Source organism: Sandarakinorhabdus rubra (assembly GCF_010994245.1).
Taxonomy (GTDB): domain Bacteria; phylum Pseudomonadota; class Alphaproteobacteria; order Sphingomonadales; family Sphingomonadaceae; genus Sandarakinorhabdus; species Sandarakinorhabdus rubra.
Genome location: NZ_WMHO01000388.1, coordinates 1 through 1058, shown reverse-complemented (window position 1 = coordinate 1058; position 1058 = coordinate 1). Strand labels below are relative to the sequence as shown.

Below are 1058 nucleotides of genomic sequence, written 5' to 3'. Positions count from 1 at the left end.
CCGGCAACGGCTTCACGCTGGCCGCCACGCGCGCCCACAGCGCCCGTTCCTGGGCCGACAGGCGGCGCATCAGGGCGCCAGCCGCGCCGCAGCGGCAACTGGCAGCAGCAGGGTGATCCGGGCCGGCGCGCTCTGGGCGCCGGCATCCGCAGCGGCCTCGGCGCCGGGCCCGAGGAACAGATCGATGCGGTTGGCGCCCTTGATGGCGCCGCCGGTATCCTGCGCCACCATCAGCGCCGTGAAACTCTGGCCGCTTCGGGTGAGGCTGGTTTCGACCAGCACCGGCGCGCCCAGCGGCACGAAGGCCGGATCTGCTGCGATCGAAACGCGCGGGGCAACCGCCACGCCCAGCGCGCCGATCGGCCCGTCGCCCTCCAGCACGCGGAAGAAGATCTTGGACGGATTGGCGTTGAGGATCGCCGGGGCCTCGGCCGGGTGGCCGCGCAGCCAGGCGATGATCTCGGCCATGCCGGCCTTGCCCCGCTCCAGCGCGCCGCGCTCCACAAGCAACCGCCCGATGGCGACATAGTCGCGGCCGTTCTGCCCGTCATAGCCGATGCGGATCACGCGGCCATCGGGCAGGCGCAACCGGCCACTGCCCTGGATCTCGAGGAAGAACGCCTCGAACGCGTCGGCAGCGAAGGCCAGTTCCAGACCCTTTCCGGCCAGCGCGGCATCGATGTCGGCGCGGGTCGGATAAGGCACCAGTCGGCGGCCCTCCACGCGGCCACGCACCGTGCGGCCCTTCAGGCTGGCCGCAAAATCGCCCAGCGGCACGTCGATCAGATCGGGCGGGCGGCGCCAGATCGGCACTTCATAGCCTGGCTGGCGCGTCAGGCTGGCACTGATCTCCGGCTCGTAATAGCCGGTGGCAAAGCCGCTGCCACCGGCGATGGTCACGGTGGCAAACTGGCTGCGGAAGAAGGCGGCTGCATCCGTTGCGGCCGCTGCGGCGGCGCAGGCGGCCTGCCAGTCCTCCCGCCGGGTCAGGCCGGAGAGGTCATCGCGCGCCAGCAGGGCGGGGCAGGAACGGCGAAAGGCGGCCAGCGCGGCCTGCG

General features: G+C 72.3%; 1 protein-coding gene. It reads right to left on the bottom strand.

All coding sequences use genetic code 11. The features are described 5' to 3' along the window. Positions 1 to 69: 69 nt before the first annotated feature. Positions 70 to 1058 (bottom strand): murein transglycosylase A (gene mltA, locus GJV64_RS14730; RefSeq protein ID WP_164158236.1); only part of this gene is annotated, 989 nt, incomplete at its 5' end.